This is a genomic window from Micromonospora sp. NPDC049204 (assembly GCF_040647935.1).
Taxonomy (GTDB): Bacteria; Actinomycetota; Actinomycetes; order Mycobacteriales; family Micromonosporaceae; genus Micromonospora.
On the sequence record NZ_JBEZDC010000001.1, the window covers coordinates 171,572 to 188,324 of the forward strand.

Below are 16,753 nucleotides of genomic sequence, written 5' to 3' on the forward strand. Positions count from 1 at the left end.
CCCATCCATCGGCACCCACGTGAAGGCGATGCCCGCGGTCGTTCGTGGGGACTGCAACGACCCGACCGGGTCCCGCATTCCCACCCCCGGCGTGCCGGGCGGCGGGGCGGTGGTCCTGCGATCGTCAGGGTATGTAACGACCCCGACCCCGCCATGATTCCGGCCCACGGGTGCGCCCGACCACAGCCAGATACCACCCATAAGCGGACATTCAGCCCGAGCGCGCCCGGCACACCTGGACCGAACGCCCCCGTTAGCGATGATCAGCCAGGAATCGGCCAAACCGCGGCCAAGGGATATGAAGCCCAACGTTGAGCATCTTGTACGCCGGAGGGTGCGAGACGGCACCGATCGCGGCGGGCTGGGTCAGCGCGCGTTCGAGGTCCACGAACCGCTTCGGTACAGAGTGCCGCGCCCACCCGGATCAGGCACTCCGAGGACCGCCTCGTCACTCGCGGGGGCACCGGGACCGGCCGGTTCGGGGTTGCGGGCGGCACGGCGGGCGCGCAGCACGCGGGACCCGACGAACCAGGCGGCCACCGCCACGCAAACCACGATCACCACTTTCTGGAGTGTGCTCGCGTACCCCTCGACGAGGTGCCAGTTGTCGCCGAGCAGATAACCGGCGAGGACGAATGTGGTGTTCCAGATCAGGCTGCCCAGCGTGGTGTAGAGCAGGAACGTGCCCACCGGCATGCGCTCCACCCCGGCCGGGATGGAGATCAGGCTCCGGAAGATCGGGATCATCCGGCCGAAGAAGACCGCCTTCACACCGTGCCGGAGGAACCACGCCTCGGTCCGGTCCACGTCGCTGAGCTTCACCAGCGGCAGCCGAGCCACGATGGCGCGCATCCGGTCGCGGCCCAGCGCTGCGCCGACCAGGTAGAGCGCCAGCGCGCCCACCGCCGAGCCCAGCGTGGTCCAGAAGATCGCACCGACCAGACTCATCCGGCCCTGCGCCGCGACGAACCCGGCCAGCGGCAGGATCACCTCGCTGGGGATCGGCGGGAACAGGTTCTCCAGCGCCACCGCCAGACCGGCGCCCGGCCCACCGAGTCGTTCCACCAGGTCACTGACGTAACCGACGAGGCCGCCCTGCGGTGGTTCCGCTGCGGCGGTGGGGGTTCCGGTGGCGAGCAGGGCGTGGGACGTTCGAATCATGCGCCCACCGTACGAAGTAAACCTGAGAGCCGACCATGCGGTTGACCGCCCGGCTGCGCGAATCGACCACACCGGTGGAGGTGGGGAAAACCGCACCCCGCTACGGCTCGCGGTGGCGCAGCCGCTGTGCGTACCCCTGGATGTCGCGCAGAACGCGCGGACGCACGCCGCCGCGGTCCGCGCGGCGGGTGCCCGGGTGGTGGTCTTTCCCGAACTGTCCCTGACGGGGTACGAGTTGGAGGCGCCGGTCGTGCCGGTCGACGACCCGCGGTTGGCGCCTCTGGTCGAGGCGTGCGCCGAGACGGGCACGTTGGCCCTGGCCGGCGCACCGGTCGCCGGCGACCACATCGCGGTGCTGGCGGTGACCGGCGCCGGGGTGACACTGGCGTACCGGAAGATGTGCCTGGGTGCCGCCGAGGCCCGCCGGTTCCGGCCGGGCGACGCGCCGGCCGTGCTCGATGTGGACGGCTGGCGGGTGGGGTTGGCGGTCTGCAAGGACACCGGCGTCACCGCGCACGCGGAGCGGACCGCGGCGCTCGGGATCGACGTCTACGCGGCGGGTGTCGCGGAGTCCGCACGCGACGCCGCCGTGATGGAGCAGCGGGCGCACCGGATCGCCACCGCGCATCGGGTCTGGGTGGCGGTGGCGAGTTTCGCCGGCTCGACCGGCGGTGGTTTCACCGAGGCGGCCGGACGGTCCGGGGTGTGGACGCCGGAGGGCGAGGTCGTCGCGCGCGCGGGCACCGAGCCGGGAGAGTCGGTCGGCGCGAGCCTCGGTTGAACGGGCCGCCGACGTCGGACCCACCGCCTACCGTGGGGGCCACGTCATCGACACGAGGAGGCCCCATGGGCGAGGCCGTGATGACCGGCACGGTCCGCTCGGCGGACGGCACCAGCATCGCGTACGAGCGCAGCGGCACCGGCCCGCCGGTGATCCTGGTGGACGCGGCGGGCGGATTCCGCGAAATGGGTCCGATGAGGTCACTGGCCGCTCACCTGGCCAAGGAGTTCACCGTGCTGACCTATGACCGGCGGGGCCGGGGGCAGAGCACCGACACCTCGCCGTATGCCCCGCAGCGGGAGGTCGAGGATCTGCGGGCTCTGATCGACGACGCGGCCGGCGGGTCTGCCGCCCTGTACGGCTTCTCCTCCGGCGCGGTGCTGGCGTTGCTCGCCGCGACCGGTGGCCTGCCGGTCACCCGGCTGGCCGTGCTGGAGCCGCCGTTCGAGCAGCAGGAGCAGTCGCCCGACGAGCCGGACCTGGCCGCGGACATCACCGGGTTGATAGCCGACGGGCGACGCGGCGACGCGGTGCTGCACTTCCAGCGCAGCATCGGAGTGCCGGCGGAGATGATCGACGGCATGCGCGACGGGCCGGGATGGTCGGCCATGGAAGCCCTGGCACACACTCTGGTCTACGACCTCACCCTGCTCACGGCCCTGCCGGCCGAGGCACTGACCACACTCACGATCCCGACGTTGGTGCTCGACAGTGAGCAGAGCGACGCCCGGCTGCGGGGTTGGGCGCGGGGGGTGGCCGAGGCGCTGCCCGCCGGGCGCCACCGCACGCTGCCCGGCGAGTGGCACGGCGTGTCGGACGAGGTGCTGGCGCCGGTGCTTGCCGAGCACTTCGCCGGCCGCGCCGACTGAACGACGACGGGTGTCGTACGCCTCGGGCAGGATCAGCTGATGAGCACCGTCCCCTCCCGCCTGTCCGTGGTTACGCTGGGAGCACGCGACATCGGCGCGCTGCGGTCCTTCTACCGGTCCCTGGGGTGGCCCGAGCTGCCGGCCAGCGACGACGGCTGGGCGGCCTTCCTGCTCGGTGGCGTCCTGTTCGCGCTCTTCCCGTTGCCCGAGTTGGCCGCCGAGGCGGCGCCGGACGTGCCCGATCCGGCGGGACGTTGGTCCGGCGTCACCCTGGCGTGCAACGTCGACAGCCGCGACGAGGTCGACACGGCCTTCGCCGCGGCCGTCGAGGCGGGCGCGACGGTGGTGGCGGCGCCGACCGACCGGCCCTGGGGTGGGCGCTCCGGTTACATCGCCGACCCGGAGGGCAACCGCTGGGAGATCGCCTGGGCGGGCACGGCCCGCTTCGACGAGCGTGGTGCTCTTCTCTCCTTTGGCTGAGTGGCTGTGTTTGCGCCTCGACCCTGACCTTGGAATGCTCCGCGGGTGACTTCCTTACCGGAGACCTTCGCCGACGATGTCATCGACCAGCCGGCGCGGACGCAGATCGAGACATTTATCGACGAGCATCGCCGAGCGCTCAACGGCTGTCTGGACGGGCTGACCGAGGAGCAGGCGCGCCGCTCGCTGGTGCCGTCCCGGACCACGCTGCTGGGCCTGGTGAAGCACGCCACCGTCGTGGAGAAGGTCTGGTTCGACGAGGCCATCACGTGCCGGTCCCGCGCCGAGATCGGCATCCCCGCCACACCGGACGAGTCGTTCATCCTCGACGACGACGACACGATCGCGTCGATCCAGCGCGCACACCGCGAGGCATGCGTTGCCTCCCGCCGCGCGACGTCCTCGCTGGGCCTGGACGACATCCTGCGCGGCAACCGGCGCGGTCCGCTGCCGTTGCGCTGGGTGTACCTGCACGTGCTGCGCGAGCTGGCCCAGCACTGCGGGCACGCCGACATCCTGCGCGAGCAACTCCTGGCCGAGGAGTAGTACGGGCGGTCAGCCGGCGTCCAACACCTCCCGCAACCGTGCCGCGAACTCCTCCGGCTTGCCCGCGTAGCCGAACTCGCCACCGAGGAAGCCGCCGTGGTGACTCGGGAACACCACGGCCTCCTGGCCGAGCAGAGCCGCCAGGGCGAGGGCCGTCCGCGCGGTGTACGTGCCCGCCGACTCCTCGCCGACGGCGACCACGATCCGGGTCGGCGCCGAGGTGAGCCGGCTCGCGTCGGGACGATAGTCGCTGATCGCCCAGGACAGGTCCGACAGCAGCGGGTCGTCGCGGCTGCCGTCGTCCTCGGTGGACAGTCCGAACATCGCCGGGTCGGGGGCGGACTGGGCGAAGTAGGCGTCGGTGAACTCGCCCTGCCACGACGTCATCGCGATGAAAGCGGCCATGCCCGCACCGGCGCCCTTCGTCTGGTACGCCTGGTAGAAGTCGGCCCGAGCGCGTTCGGCAGCCCCGGCGTCGGGGAGCACGGCGTTGATCGGCGGCTCGTGCGCCACCAGTGTGACGACGTCGCCCGGGTAGGCCGCGACGAGTTCGAGGGCCGTCACCGCACCGCCGCTGCTGGCGAACAGGTCGACCGGACCGGCGCCGAGCACCTCGATCAGGTGGTGCAGGTCGGCCGCCTGCTGCTGCGGTGTGTGGTCGGTGCGGCCGTCCGTGCGGACGCTGCGGCCGAGGCCGCGCGGGTCGTAGGTGACGACGGTACGGTCCGTGAAGTGCGGGGCGAGCGCGGTGAAGCCCTCCGCCGTCATCGGTTGACCGATCATGAGCAGCACGGGGTGCCCGCCGGACGGCGGCAGCGGACCGCGGACGTCGTAGACCAGGTCGACGCCGGGCGCGGCGAGGGTGTGTGTCTGCGTTGTCGTCATGCCGGTGAGACTACGGCCGGCGCAAACCGGTGGGCGAGTACGCCGTGCCGGCGCGTCCTGGAGGACATCCAGGGCACGCGCCTCCCCCGGCACGGCGGTGCTGGATCACGCCTTGGCCCACCCGCCGGTGTCAGCGAAGCGGCGCAGCGTCCACCGGGCCGGCGGCCAACCGCCGGGGTCGTGATCGGTGGTCCATTCGGTGATCGAGGCCGGGGCGACGTCCAGGTCGAACGCCCGGAAGATCGGCTGCGCGGCGAGCGCGTGGAAAGCGCCCTCGACGGTCTCGCTGTGGCCGACCAGCACCGCGGTGCCGCCCCGGTGTCGATGCGCGATCTCCATGATCGCGCGGCTGACCCGGACCACCAGTTCGGCCCAGCTCTCGTTGCCTTCCTCGAACGGCCGGAACACACCCCCACCGGCCACCGCGTGTTCGGTGCGGAAGCGGGCGGTCGGCAGACCGTCGGCGTACGGGGGTGTGTGCCAGGTGCACAGACCGCAGTCGGCCACCGGTCGGACGCCGAGCGCCGCGCCGATGGGTTGCGCGGTCTCGACGGCTCGGCGCAGGACGGACGAGTAGACCGCGACCGGCCCGTCGGCAGCAACGTCACGGGTGAGCCTGTTGGCGAGGTCGTGTGCCTGCTCGTGGCCGAGGGCGGTGAGGCCGCGGCAGCCACGCGGTCCGCCCACGATTCCTTCGACCTGGTGAAGCGACTCGCCGTGTCGCACGAAGATCAGACGTGTCCGCATCGGCACATCATGCCAGCGGGTTCGTCAGCGGTATCAGTCGTCCGTACGGCCCATGGAGAAGCTGCTGGCCCGGGTCAGCAGCGCGTCCAGTTGGGCGCCCGTCTGCGCTGGCAGCCGGTCGCGTTCCACCAGCTCGGAGAGGTGTTCGCGCAGTTCGGCGACCCGCTTGGCCCGGTCCCTGGTGCGCCGGTTCAGGTCGTCGAGGTCGTCGCGCAGATCGTCGGCGGTCCTGGGGTCGACGTCGCCGCGGGCGACCGCCCCGGCGAGGACGGCGGCGAACTCGCTTGTCACCTCCCGAAAGCTGACCGGCACCTGCCCGGTGGTCGGGGGCGCGGTGCTGGCGCTGGGTCGGGGCGAGGAGGGTGCCGCCGGTGACGGCGAGTGCGTCGTGGGTGCGGGCTTCGGAGCGGAGGACGACGGCGGGGCGGCGGCCACCTGGGGCGAGGTGGGCGCACTCGGAGTGCCCCACGGACCCTCGGCGAGCAGGGCACCGACGCCGACCAGCACGGCGAGGCCGGCGGCGACCAGCACGACGAGGGGCCGACGCGACCGGCGGCGGGCCGGGGCGGCGGCGACCGGGGCAGGGCGGGCCGCCGAGCGGTCGATCAGGGTGGGAGGGTGCGCCACCGGCCGGACGCGCAGCAGTTCGGTGGGCGGCTCGACCGGCTGGCCGGCGCCGAAGCGGCGCGCCAGGTGCGCGGCACTCGGCCGGTCGGCGGGGTTGGCGGCCAGGCAGGCGAGGGTCAGCTCGGCGATGTCGGCGGGCAGGCCGGACACCCGCAGCGGCGGCACCGGAGTGCCGCGTCGGTGCACCTCGAGGGCGTCCTCCCAGCTCTGCACGGGCAGCGGCGCCTGGCCGGTGAGGGTGCGGTAGAGCAGCGCCCCGAGGGCGTACACGTCGCTGGCCGGATCGGGCGGGCCGGCGGTCAGCCGCTCCGGGGCGAAGTAGGCGGGGGTGCCCATCAACGGCTCGCCGGACTGGCCGTCGAGCCCGCCGAGCGCGGCGATACCGAAGTCGAGCACCTTGGCCCCGGTGTCCGTGAGCATCACGTTGCCCGGCTTGACGTCGCGGTGCACGACGCCGATGCGGTGCGCGGCGGCGAGCGCGGCGGCGATCTGCCCGGCCACCCGGACCGCCTCCGGCCAGGGCAGTGGCCCGCCCCGCAGGCGGTCGGCCAGGTTGTGACCGTCAACGAGTTCCATCACCAGGTACGGGACCACGACACCGCCGGCCAGTGTCGCCTCGGCGTAGTCGTACACCTGGGTCACGTGTGGGTGGGTCAGCCGGGCGGCCGCGCGGGCCTCGCGTTGGATGGTGGCCCGCAGTTGCGGGTCGGCGGCGAGTTGCCCGGCGAGGACCTTGATCGCGACCGGTCGGCCGAGCACGTCGTCGTCGGCCCGCCACACCTCGGACATGCCACCGAGCCCGATCCGCTCGTGCAGCACGTAGCGGTCGTGGAGACGGAGGGTGGGCGTGAAAGGTGACATGGCCTCACCAGTCTGCCTGGCCGAGCCTCACTCGACCACCCTCCGTGCCCGGACCCACACTGTTCGTCCCGTGCGTACCGGAAATGAGTTTCGGTCGGGTCAGGAGCAGCGCGGCGCGGCGGGCAGCGGTCGCGGCTGGATGCGGTCGGCGAGCCGGCGCAGGGCGACGGCGACGACGTGCCGGGTCGGGGCGAGCACGGCCGGACGGACGCGTTCGACCTGGACCGGGGCATCCGGTCGGGCCGAGTTGACGTGCCGGTTCATGGCGTCGAGCGCGGTGACGTATCCGGTGGGAAGTTCCATGGTCAACTCCTCGGGACAGGTCCGGTGGAGGTCCGGACGACGAGTGCGGTGGGCAACAACACATGGCCGGCCGCGGCGTCCGCGGGCGGGTCGAGCAGGAGTTCGGCGGCGATCCGGCCCTTCTCCTCGGCGGGCTGCCGGACCGTGGTGAGGCCAGCGGCGGCGGCCTCGGGGACATCGTCGAAACCGGTCACCGAGACGGCCGAGCGGGTGCCGTCCGGCCGCTGCTCCAGGGCGTCCAGCACACCGAGGGCCAGCACGTCCGAGCCGGCCAGCACGGCGGTCGGCGGCGTCGGTGAGTCGAACAGGCCGGCGACGGCGGCGGCTGCCGCCTGGCGGCTGTTGCCCGGGGCGTTGACCAGGGTCAGCTCGGCCCACTCGACGCCGACCTCGGCGAACGCGTCGGCGAATCCGGCGAGCCGGCCCCGGGTGGTGGGGTGCCCCACCTCGTGCACGCCGGTCAGGCGCAGCGGGCCGGCGGGGGCGTCGGGGACGACGGAATCGGCGAGCAGCGCCACCCGGCGATGGCCGAGGCCGGCCACGTGTGCGGCGACGCCATGCGCCGCGGCACGCTCGTCGATGCCGACGAACCGCTCGTCCGGGCCGGCGTCGTCGCGGGCGGCGGTGCTGACGTACGGCAGTCCGCGGGCGCGGATCACGTCCAACGCCCATTCCTCGTCGGCCACGCAGTAGACGCAGAATCCGTCGACCGCGGCGTTCTCCACCGCCCGCCGGGCGTCGGTCACGGCCGGCGGCAGCGGCACCAGCAGCATGCTGGTGCCGTGCCGCTCGGCGGCCACGCCGACCCCGGCGAGGAAGCGGACCGCGAACGGGTCGGTGAAGGCGTACGACAGGTGCGAGGTGAACAGCACGCCGATCGACCCGACGAAGCCCCGGCGCAGGGACCGGGCGGTGGGGTTGGGGCCGGGGTAGCCGAGTTGCCGGGCGGCGTCCAGGATCCGCTCGCGCAGGGTGGCGGAGAGCTGGTCGGGGCGGCTGTAGGCGTTGGACACGGTGCTGCGCGAGACGCCCACGGCGTCGGCCACGGCTTGCAGGGTCGGCTTCACCGGCACCTCTCTGTATCGATCCAGTCTGTATCGATACAGAGACTAGCTCGACCAGTCGGCGTCGGTCAATAGATGGATGCGACTCGGAGGTCGGCGATGCCTCTCAGGGCTGCCGCAACCCCCGGCGGCCAGCCGCTGAGTGCTGCCGCCACGTCGCTCAGCGGCAGCCGTCCGGCCAGCCGCAGGGTTGAGCCAGCCGGTTCAGGACAGGCGGGCGACCGCGCCCAACACGCTCACCTCGACGGGCGAGGGACGGGGCGGCGGTTCGCTCTCCGCCCGCCACTCGGCGACCGAGGTGATGCCCGGCTCGACCATGTCGAGATCGGCGAAGAAGCGGGCGAACTCGTCACGGCCGCGTAGGTTGATCAGCCCGTGCGGGCCACCTTCTCGGGCCTTCGCCCGGAAGTCCGCGGCGACCGCCGGCGGAAGGTAGTCGTGGGTGCCGTGCGAGGCGGCCAGGTAGCTGCCGGCCGGCAGCGCGTCGAGCAACTGCCGCACCAACGCGTACGGCTCGTCCTCGTCGGGCAGGAAGTGCAGGACCGCGACCAGCATGAGCGCGACCGGCTGGGACAGGTCGATGGTGCGGCTCAACTCCGGGTGCGCGAGGATCCGCTGCGGGTCGCGCAGGTCGGCGTCGATGTAGGCGGTGGCGCCCGCCGTCGAGCTGCTCAACAGCGCGCGGGCGTGGGCCAGCACGATCGGGTCGTTGTCCACGTAGACCACCCGGGTTTCCGGAGCGATGGCCTGGGCGACCTCGTGGGTGTTGTTGGCGGTCGGGATGCCGGTGCCGATGTCGAGGAACTGCCGGATGCCCGCCTCACGGGCCAGGTATCCCACCGCCCGCTGCAGGAAGCGGCGGTTTTCCAGGGCCGCGGTGCGGACGGTCGGAAAGGCGGCGGTTATCGCGTCGCCGGACTCCCGGTCGGCCTGGAAGTTGTCCTTGCCGCCCAGCCAGTAGTTGTAGCGGCGGGCCGGGTGCGGCACCGAGGTGTCGATCCGGTCGCTCGGCGACCCGGCCGTCGTGCCCGCAGCATCTGTCGTGCCCGCAGCATCTGTGGTCAAGGCAGCCCCCGCATGATCTGTCCACTGTCGCCGTTCGTCGACCATGGTAGTGCCAGGGCGGGTGGCCCCGTGGCCCCGCTCGACGATCAGGCGGGATAGAGGTCGTCCAGCAGTTGGCCGAGAATCTCCGCCGTACGCTCGGGTGGCTCGGCCTCGACACAGAGCCGTTCCATGGCCACCGCGTAGTAGTCCAGGTCGTCGCGTTTGTCGAGGTAGATCGCGCTGGTCAGTTGTTCGATGTAGACGATGTCGGGCAGCTCCTGGTCACCGAAGCGCAGGATGGTGAAGGCGCCCCCGGCGGCGGCGTGACCCCCTGCGGCGAACGGGATGACCTGGAGCCGGATGTTCGGTGACTTGGTCGCCTCGATGAGGGCGGTGAGCTGGGCGCGCATGACCTCGGGGCCACCGATCGGCCGACGCAGCGCCGCCTCGTCCACCACGGCCCAGAACTGTGGCGGGCTCTCCCGGTGCAGCAACTGCTGACGCTGCATCCGCAGGGCGACGCGTCGGTCGATCTCGCCCGGCCCGGCCGTGCCGTGTCCGAGCAGCACGACCGCCCTGGCGTACTCCCGGGTCTGCAGGAGGCCGGGCACGAACTGCACCTCGTAGCTGCGGATCAGTGCGGCCGCGGCCTCCAGGCCGAGGTACGACTGGAACCAGGTCGGCAACACGTCGCCGTAGCGGTGCCACCAGCCGGGGCTGTTGGCGTCCCGCGCGAGCTTGAGCAGGGCGTCACGCTCGTGTTCCTCCGTGACGCCGTACAGCGTCAGCAGGTCGGAGACGTCACGCTCCTTGAAACCGACCCGGCCCAGCTCCATACGGCTGATCTTGGATTCGGAGGAGCGGATCTCCCAGCCGGCGCCCTCCCGGGTCACCCCGCTGGACTCCCGCAGGCGGCGCAACTGGGCGCCGAGCAGCATCCGGAGCACCGTCGGCCCGGTCGTCGGACCACCCTCGGCAGGAACCATCGTCACGTGCAGACCTCCGGACACCAACCCGTGATGGCCAGACACCCCAGCCCGGCCGACGAGTAAGCATGCCATGGACCGACAGTGAGGTGAACTCATCCGGACCGGTGTTTCGGTCCCGTCGCCGGGACGCTCCCACTGGCGAACGGTCAGTTGATGAGGTGGTCGAAGTCGCCGTCGCGCGCGCCGAGCACGAAGGCGGTGATCTCGTCCACCGTGTAGATCAGTGCCGGCCCCTCGGGATGCCGCGAGTTGCGGACCGCGATGCCCGCCCCTTCGGGCAGTTCGGCGAGTTCGACACAGTTGCCGCTGGGGTTGCTGCGGCGGCTCTTCTGCCAGCTCAACGGAGGCAACTGGTGGATCGGTACGCCATTGGGTGGCTGCTGCATGGAGGCGTCTTTCTGCTCACGAGCCCGCCGGTGGCCGTGGGAGGAGCGGTGACGGCGAGAGGGGTGTCATATCGACGGTGGACGGTCATGCACGTGCATCTGCTATTGCATCTGCACCGGACGGCGAGCATGATAACGCACGTGACCGGTGGCCATCCGTTCACTTTGAGTTACCCCCACAGGGGCAACCATCAGGCAAAACGTGGCCCCGACGCGGCACGCCGCGTCGACCGAGGCAGGGGGCGGTCGAGGCGATGGGAGGGATCGTGCCCGATCCGATGAGTGTCGCGTCCGGCATCTGTGCCGCTGGTGCGCTGCTCTCCTCCTGGCAACTACGCCGGCGGGCGTTGCGCGCCGAGACCGAGATCGGGCACCTCCACGCCGAGCTGGCCGCCGAACGGCACGCCGCGAGTCACGACCCCCTCACCGGGCTGCCCAACCGCCGCGCCTTCTACCGCCTCGCGGCCACCCTGCTCACCGACGCGGCCGGCGAGCCGTTGATCGCCGTGGTCCTCGACCTGAACGACTTCAAACAGATCAACGACCAGTACGGGCACGCCGCCGGCGACCAGGTGCTGATCAGCGTGGCGGAGCGGCTCGCCGGCTTCGCCGGGGACAACCTCGTCGCCCGCCTCGGCGGCGACGAGTTCGCCGGGCTGCTCTCCACTCCCACCGTCGACCGGCGCTGGATCGAGCACGCCACCCGCCGCCTCAGTGAGACAGTCGCCGCGCCGATCCGGCTGAGCGGATGCAGCGTCCGGGTCACCGCGTCCGTCGGGCTCGCCCCGGTGACCGGTCCGGCCCAGCTCACCGACGCGCTCAGCCGTGCCGACGCGCTCATGTACCAGGCGAAGAGCCTCGGCGGCGCCCGGTCGCCCCGACAACTGGTGGAGAGCGCCGCGTGGTCAGGCGTCGGTCCAGCGCGGCGTACGGCTCGGTGGCGCGAGGTCACGCATCGCCGCGTCGGCGAGGGTGACCAGGCCGACCGGTGACACCAGCCCCCGCACGATCGCCGCGGCTCGATCCCGCTCGGCCGGGTCGGCGCCCGGGTCCAACGCCTGGCGGGTCCAGTCGCTGAGGTCGTCGAGCGCGCGGACCGCGAGGAACCACGCCAGGCGAGCCGGGTCGATGTCCGCCGGACCGTAACCGGCGAGCACGGCCCTCTGCTGCCCGGGAGTGACCGGCGCGAAGGCGAGCACCCCACCCCGGACGAACATCAGGTCACACTCGGGCGGCGCGAGCACGGCGTCGTCCCAGTCGATCAGCCACACCTGCCCGTCCGCGCCGAGCAACAGGTTGCCCAGGTGCGGGTCGCCGTGACAGACGACCGGCGCGGGGCGATCGCGCAGGTCGGCAGCCATGCGCTCCACCCCGCCGGTCAGTGTGCGCACCCGGTCGGCCACCGTGGACCACACCGCCGCGAGGTCGGCGAGCACCGGACCGGCGGGGTCGGACCGGTCCGGGTCGCGCAGCCGCTCGGCCATCGCGCGGGTCGCGGCGACGATCGAGGGGTACGCCGCTCCGCCCGGCGGCAGCAGCCGGCTCAGCTCGTCGGTCACCGGCACCGCGTGCACGGCCGCCAGCACCTCGCCGTACGCGTACCAGTGCGCCTCGGTCATCGCCCCGTCGAGCGCCCGCTGGTCGGAGACCCACGGCACCACCGAGAGGCGGTGACCGCCGTGGTCGACGGACAGCTGTCCGTCGTGGGTGCGCAGCGGCGCGGCGATGCCCGGCACGCCCTGTCGGGCCAGGTACGCCGTCACGGCCAGACCGGCCGCGGTGCCGCCGCCGCTCAGCTTGACCGCGTACCGAGTGCCGTCGACGGTGGACGCCAGCCACAGTCGGGCGCGCTCGTCCGCGCCGTGGGTCACCTGCTCCATCGTGGACAGTGGCAGGCCGAAGGCGGCCCGGACCTGCTCGGCCACCTGCCGCGGGACGTCCTCGGTCATGCGGACAGCATGCCAGCCCTCCCGGTCCACCGATGTGTGCCGGCCGCGCCCACGTTCAGCGCAGGGTGGCCAGGTGCCGGTCCAGCGCGGCATACGACTCGGCGGCGCCCTTCGACATGCCGGAGTCGACCACGCCGTCGCGCTCCTTCGTGGTGTCGTACCGAACGGTGACGGTGACGGTGGTGCGTCCCTCGTGCTCGGTGAAGACCAGTGTCTCCACCGCCACGTGGCCGGGCATGCCCTCGAACTCGAAGGTCTGCACGATCCGCTCCGGCACGACGATCTCCCGGAACTCACCGCGGAAGGCGTAGTCGTTGCCGTCCGTGGCGTGCTCGACGTAGCGGTAGTGCCCGCCCGTGCGGAAGTCGATGTCGACATCCAGCGGGTTGCCCCGTCCCCACCACTGCGTCAGGTGCTCGGCCTGGGTGTGCGCGGCGTAGACCACCTCGCGCGGGGCGTCGAAGGACCGGGTGAGGGTGACCTCCCGGTCGGACGGCAGGTCGACCGTCAGGTCAGGGAGCGTGCTCATGGTGGGTCTCCTTCAGGTCGCGGAGGTAGGTGTCCAGGGTGTCGTAACGGTCGTCCCAGAGCCGGCGGTACTGGTCGAGCCACTCGGCGAGCGTCCGCAGCGGCGCCGGGTCCAGCCGGCAGCGACGCCACTGTGCCTCGCGGGTCCGCACGATCAGGCCCGCCCGCTCCAACACGGCGAGGTGCTTGGAGACCGCCTGGACGCTGATCGGGAACGGTGCCGCCAGTTCGTTGACCGTCGCCGCACCGGTCGCCAGCCGGGCCAGGATGGCGCGGCGGGTCGGGTCGGCGAGCGCGGCGAACACGGCGTCGACAGGATCTGCTGTCATCTGTCGCTTTCCACCAGAGAGTTAATCAACCTGCCGGTTGAATATACAGCTCAGCGACCTCTCGTCAATGGTTTCGCCGCCTGCTGCGAGAGGAATGTCGGGGCCACTGTCCGGGTATGGGACAGCCACATCCCCGCCGACCACCCGGAGGAACCGACGTGGCGACCATTCGCGCCCTCGTGCTCAACTGCACCCTCAAGCCCTCACCGGCGCCGTCGAGCTCCGAGCAACTCGGTCGGGAGGTGCTCGCCGAGTTGGCCGCACAGGGCGTCGAGGGCGAACTCGTCCGGGTCGTCGACCACGGCGTGCGCTTCGGGGTGTCCACGGACGAGGGCAGCGGCGACGGCTGGCCGGCGATCCGCGCCAAGCTGCTGGCCGCCCAGGTGCTCATCATCGCCACGCCGATCTGGCTCGGTCAGCCGGCCAGCGTCTGCAAGATGGTCCTCGAACGCCTGGACGCCGAGTTGTCCGAGACCGACGCCGAGGGTCGGCTCCTGACCTACGGCAAGGTTGCCGGCGTCGCCGTCGTCGGCAACGAGGACGGTGCGCACCACACCATCGGCCAGGTGCAGCAGGCGCTCAACGAGGTCGGGTTCACCCTCGCCGCCGCCGCCGCGACCTACTGGGTGGGCGAGGCACTGCACACGGTGGACTACCGCGACGTCGGCCCCAAGCCCGACACGACCGGTCGTACCACGAAGGCCCTGGCGCTCAACACCGCACACCTGGCCCGGCTGCTCGCCGACCAGCCGTACCCGCCGCCGGACGCGCGGGGCGCGGCGGTCGGGCCGAGCCGCGAGCAGGCATGAGCACCGGGTGCGTCACTCCCGGTCCGCCTCGACAGGGGCAGCCCGCCGGGCGCGCGGTCAGCGCCAGCCGTAGCCGGCGCGCAGCGCCTGCCCGACCCGGTCGAACCGGGGCCGATCCAACACGGCGCCCTCGCGGCGGATGCTGTCCTCGCGCATGGTGAGCACCCGGTCCAGGCGGACCCAGCTCGGCCGGTTGTCCCGGTCCCACTCACCCGGCCCGAGCGCGAACCAGTGCCGCTGCCCGTCCCGCTCGCTCTGACTGGACAGCATCAGCCCGAACAGCGTCCGGCTGTGCCGTCCGACGACGAGCACCGGCCGGTCCTTGCCCTGCCGGGGGTCGTCCTCGTACGGCACCCACGTCCAGACGATCTCGCCCGGGTCGGCCTGACCGTCCCGCTCCGGGGCGTAGGTCAGCTCCCGCCGTTGCAGGGCGCTCACCTGACGGCGACGGGCCACCTGCGCGGGTGCCGGCCCGGTACGTCGGGGCGACGGGAGCACCGCGCCCACCCGGGAGATACGAGCCGCGACATTCCTCAACAGACCAGCCACGGCGGGCAGCCTACCCGCCACCGCACCAGCCACCGGCGTGGGAGTTGCTGCGGCAGACTGGGCCGATGAGTGCCATACCCGACGACCTGCCGATCCTCGAACGGCGTGCGGTACGGGTGGTGGTCATCGACCACGCCGACCGGGTGTTGCTGTTCCACACCCACGACCCGGACCATCCCCGGCTGGGCACCTGGTGGGAGCTGCCGGGCGGCGGCATGGACCCCGGAGAGGCCTACCGCGACACGGCCGTGCGCGAGCTGCGCGAGGAGACCGGCATCGTGGTCGCCGCCGACCAGGTGGGCGCGCCGATCTGGCGTCGGCGGGCAAGCTTCCTGCACCGTCAGGTGCGCCACATGCAGGACGAGGTGGTCGTCACGGTACGACTCGCGGGCCCCGGCCCGGACGTGGACGAGGCGCACCGCCTCGACTACGAGCGCGAGGACTACTTCGACTTCCGCTGGTGGCCGCTGCCGGAGGTGGTGGCCAGCCCGGAGCGGTTCTACCCCGGGCAACTCCCCCGGCTGATCACGCCCTTCCTGGCCGGCGAGGAGATCGACGAGCCGTTCGAGTTGTGGTCGTGAGCCGGGCCGGCGGGCAGAGTGGGGGCATGACGACCGATCTGCACGGGCCACTCGCCGCGTACGCCGCGCGGTTGCACGCCACGATCGGCGACCGGCACCACGTCGCCTCCCCGCTCGGCGCCTGGCTGCTGCTCGCGGTCTGCGCCACCGCGGCCGACTCCGACCCGGCCGCCGAGGACCTGGTCCGTGCTCTGGGCACCGACCTGGCCAGCGCGGCGGAGGTCGCCCGAACGCTCCTGGACGCGCCGCATCCGCTTGTCGCCTCCGCCACCGCGCTCTGGCACCGGGCGGGCCAGGGCGGCGGCGGGTCGCCTGGTTGGCGGGCCACGCTGCCCGCGACGACCGAGGTCGGCGCGCTGCCCGACCAGGCCGGGTTGGACGCCTGGGCGCGCGAGCACACCGACGGCCTGATCGACACGTTCCCCCTGAAGGTCGGCCCGGACGTGGTCTTCGCCCTGGCCAGCGCGCTGGCCACCCGCATCTCCTGGGCGACTCCGTTCGACCGCGCCGACGCCCGCGCGCTCGGTGCCGGCAGCGCCTGGGCGCGCCGGCTACGCCAGGTGCTGCGCAGTCCGAGCCAGGGCCACCGGTGCGCCATCGTGTCCGGCACACGGGTCGGTGACGTGATCGTGCACGCCGCACCGGCCCCGAGCAGCGACGGTGCGGGGCTGGTCGTCCTGTCGGTGGCCGCCGCACCGCAGGTGCCGCCCGCCGAGGTGTTGGCCGTTGCGTACGACCTCAGCGCCGGTGCGGCCGACGGCACACCACCGGCCGGCGGCCGATCGCTGTTCGACCTGCCGCTGGGCGAGACCCCACTGTGGATGCTGACGGAGGAACGGGTCCGGACCCGGGCCCGCGACGGCCGCGAGGAGCGGCACACCGCGGTGCTCCCCTGCTGGTCGGCCCGCAGCGAGCACGACCTGACCGCTCCGGCGCTGGGTTTTCCGGCGGCCACGGTGGCGCTGGCGAAGGCGCTGGACCAACCGGTGCGGAGCTTCGAGGCACGACAGACGGCGCTGGCCCGCTACGGCCGGTACGGCTTCGAGGCAGCCGCGGTGACCGGGATGTTCGGGGTGGTCAGCCTGCCGCCGGAGGGCGTGGCCCGCACCGCGGAGTTACGCTTCGGCCACCCGTACGCCGTGGTGGCCGTGGCCAGCGACGCCCGGCCGGACGGGACCGCCGGGCCGTGGCACGGGGTGCCGGTGTTCTCCGCCTGGATCGCCGACCCGGAGGAGCTGTCCGACTCCGCGACGTGAGCCTCG

General features: G+C 72.6%; 20 protein-coding genes and 1 pseudogene. 8 read left to right on the forward strand and 13 right to left on the reverse strand.

All coding sequences use genetic code 11. The features are described 5' to 3' along the window. Positions 1-366 precede the first annotated feature (366 nt). Positions 367-1,161, reverse strand: coding sequence for a DedA family protein (locus AB0A90_RS00855; RefSeq protein ID WP_357239469.1), 795 nt, complete (start codon positions 1,159-1,161; stop codon positions 367-369). A gap of 112 nt (positions 1,162-1,273) precedes the next feature. Here AB0A90_RS00855 and AB0A90_RS00860 point away from each other — a divergent pair, with 112 nt between their 5' ends. The 4 genes from AB0A90_RS00860 (at position 1,274) to AB0A90_RS00875 (ending at position 3,837) form a co-directional block, all read left to right on the forward strand. Further along, positions 1,274-1,942, forward strand: a complete 669-nt coding sequence (locus tag AB0A90_RS00860) for a carbon-nitrogen hydrolase family protein (protein WP_357239472.1) — start codon at positions 1,274-1,276, stop codon at positions 1,940-1,942. Positions 1,943-2,007: 65 nt separating this feature from the next. After that, entirely contained in the window at positions 2,008-2,811 is an 804-nt protein-coding gene (locus AB0A90_RS00865; protein ID WP_357239475.1) for an alpha/beta hydrolase, read from the forward strand. 39 nt (positions 2,812-2,850) lie between these two features. Continuing rightward, on the forward strand, positions 2,851-3,291 hold the full coding sequence (locus AB0A90_RS00870) for a VOC family protein (RefSeq protein WP_357239478.1): 441 nt from the start codon (positions 2,851-2,853) through the stop codon (positions 3,289-3,291). Positions 3,292-3,336: 45 nt separating this feature from the next. After that, a complete protein-coding gene (locus AB0A90_RS00875; protein WP_357239480.1) occupies positions 3,337-3,837 on the forward strand; it encodes a DinB family protein in 501 nt (166 codons plus the stop codon). A 9-nt stretch (positions 3,838-3,846) separates the two neighbouring features. On the opposite strand, the gene AB0A90_RS00880 is transcribed toward AB0A90_RS00875, so the two are convergent. The 8 genes from AB0A90_RS00880 to AB0A90_RS00915 all read right to left on the reverse strand — a co-directional run bounded on the left by AB0A90_RS00880 (position 3,847) and on the right by AB0A90_RS00915 (position 10,746). After that, positions 3,847-4,722: an alpha/beta hydrolase gene (locus tag AB0A90_RS00880; protein ID WP_357239483.1), complete on the reverse strand. Its 876-nt coding sequence runs from the start codon at positions 4,720-4,722 to the stop codon at positions 3,847-3,849. A gap of 105 nt (positions 4,723-4,827) precedes the next feature. Further along, positions 4,828-5,469, reverse strand: coding sequence for a histidine phosphatase family protein (locus AB0A90_RS00885; RefSeq protein WP_357239486.1), 642 nt, complete (start codon positions 5,467-5,469; stop codon positions 4,828-4,830). A gap of 33 nt (positions 5,470-5,502) precedes the next feature. Next, entirely contained in the window at positions 5,503-6,957 is a 1,455-nt protein-coding gene (locus tag AB0A90_RS00890) for a serine/threonine-protein kinase (protein ID WP_357239489.1), read from the reverse strand. A 99-nt stretch (positions 6,958-7,056) separates the two neighbouring features. Continuing rightward, positions 7,057-7,260 (reverse strand): hypothetical protein, encoded by a 204-nt coding sequence (locus AB0A90_RS00895; protein WP_357239492.1) that lies wholly within the window; start codon positions 7,258-7,260, stop codon positions 7,057-7,059. Between the two features lie 2 nt (positions 7,261-7,262). Then, positions 7,263-8,306 (reverse strand): substrate-binding domain-containing protein, encoded by a 1,044-nt coding sequence (locus AB0A90_RS00900; RefSeq protein ID WP_357239495.1) that lies wholly within the window; start codon positions 8,304-8,306, stop codon positions 7,263-7,265. 222 nt (positions 8,307-8,528) lie between these two features. Further along, positions 8,529-9,389 carry an SAM-dependent methyltransferase gene (locus AB0A90_RS00905; RefSeq protein ID WP_357239498.1) on the reverse strand — a complete coding sequence of 287 codons (861 nt, stop codon included), beginning with the start codon at positions 9,387-9,389 and terminating at the stop codon, positions 8,529-8,531. Between the two features lie 86 nt (positions 9,390-9,475). Continuing rightward, positions 9,476-10,363, reverse strand: a complete 888-nt coding sequence (locus tag AB0A90_RS00910) for a helix-turn-helix transcriptional regulator (RefSeq protein ID WP_357239501.1) — start codon at positions 10,361-10,363, stop codon at positions 9,476-9,478. A gap of 143 nt (positions 10,364-10,506) precedes the next feature. Continuing rightward, a complete protein-coding gene (locus AB0A90_RS00915; RefSeq protein ID WP_355031495.1) occupies positions 10,507-10,746 on the reverse strand; it encodes a DUF397 domain-containing protein in 240 nt (79 codons plus the stop codon). Positions 10,747-11,012: 266 nt separating this feature from the next. Between AB0A90_RS00915 and AB0A90_RS00920 the strand changes: the two are divergent. Beyond that, a pseudogene (locus tag AB0A90_RS00920) lies at positions 11,013-11,645 on the forward strand (GGDEF domain-containing protein); the annotation flags it as partial. 6 nt (positions 11,646-11,651) lie between these two features. On the opposite strand, the gene AB0A90_RS00925 reads toward AB0A90_RS00920, so the two are convergent. From AB0A90_RS00925 to AB0A90_RS00935, 3 genes are read right to left on the reverse strand one after another with little or no spacing between them, the layout of a single operon-like run. Beyond that, complete coding sequence (locus AB0A90_RS00925; protein WP_357239505.1) at positions 11,652-12,695, reverse strand: phosphotransferase; 1,044 nt, start codon at positions 12,693-12,695, stop codon at positions 11,652-11,654. Between the two features lie 55 nt (positions 12,696-12,750). Next, on the reverse strand, positions 12,751-13,224 hold the full coding sequence (locus AB0A90_RS00930; RefSeq protein WP_357239508.1) for an SRPBCC family protein: 474 nt from the start codon (positions 13,222-13,224) through the stop codon (positions 12,751-12,753). Then, entirely contained in the window at positions 13,208-13,552 is a 345-nt protein-coding gene (locus AB0A90_RS00935; protein WP_357239511.1) for a metalloregulator ArsR/SmtB family transcription factor, read from the reverse strand. Before AB0A90_RS00935 ends, AB0A90_RS00930 begins: the two co-directional genes overlap by 17 nt. A gap of 158 nt (positions 13,553-13,710) precedes the next feature. On the opposite strand from AB0A90_RS00935, the gene AB0A90_RS00940 reads away from it, so the two are divergent. Beyond that, positions 13,711-14,361 (forward strand): NAD(P)H-dependent oxidoreductase, encoded by a 651-nt coding sequence (locus AB0A90_RS00940; protein ID WP_357239514.1) that lies wholly within the window; start codon positions 13,711-13,713, stop codon positions 14,359-14,361. Positions 14,362-14,418: 57 nt separating this feature from the next. On the opposite strand, the gene AB0A90_RS00945 is transcribed toward AB0A90_RS00940, so the two are convergent. Continuing rightward, positions 14,419-14,910 carry a type II toxin-antitoxin system PemK/MazF family toxin gene (locus AB0A90_RS00945; RefSeq protein ID WP_357239517.1) on the reverse strand — a complete coding sequence of 164 codons (492 nt, stop codon included), beginning with the start codon at positions 14,908-14,910 and terminating at the stop codon, positions 14,419-14,421. Positions 14,911-14,975: 65 nt separating this feature from the next. Here AB0A90_RS00945 and AB0A90_RS00950 point away from each other — a divergent pair, with 65 nt between their 5' ends. Together AB0A90_RS00950 and AB0A90_RS00955 are read left to right on the forward strand one after the other, a co-directional pair. Further along, the gene (locus AB0A90_RS00950; protein WP_357239520.1) at positions 14,976-15,491 is read left to right on the forward strand and encodes an NUDIX domain-containing protein; all 516 of its coding nucleotides are present in this window, start codon (positions 14,976-14,978) and stop codon (positions 15,489-15,491) included. A 26-nt stretch (positions 15,492-15,517) separates the two neighbouring features. Further along, complete coding sequence (locus AB0A90_RS00955) at positions 15,518-16,747, forward strand: hypothetical protein (protein WP_357239523.1); 1,230 nt, start codon at positions 15,518-15,520, stop codon at positions 16,745-16,747. Positions 16,748-16,753: the final 6 nt, after the last annotated feature.